The sequence below is a fragment of the Flavobacterium chungangense LMG 26729 genome (assembly GCF_000735715.2).
Classification (GTDB): Bacteria; Bacteroidota; Bacteroidia; order Flavobacteriales; family Flavobacteriaceae; genus Flavobacterium; species Flavobacterium chungangense.
Genome location: NZ_JASY01000046.1, coordinates 1 through 210 on the forward strand (window position 1 = coordinate 1; position 210 = coordinate 210).

The window sequence follows — 210 nt, forward strand, 5'->3', positions numbered from 1 at the left end:
GCTTTACAGGAACAGCTTCGGCAGGAGATTATGCAGCAAGCAATACTACCATTACGATCCCGGCAGGGCAATTGACCGGCACGATCACGATTGATCCGACCGATGATGCTTTATATGAAGGAAACGAAACAGTAATCGTCGATATCACAGGAGTAACCGGAGGCAATGGCGCTACCGAAAACGGCGTTCAGCAGGCCACGGTAACGATCA

1 protein-coding gene is annotated in these 210 nt (G+C 50.5%); it reads left to right on the plus strand.

Features of this window, described 5'->3' with window-relative positions:
* Positions 1–210 (plus strand): immunoglobulin-like domain-containing protein (locus JE46_RS24390; protein ID WP_035137126.1); only part of this gene is annotated, 210 nt, incomplete at both ends.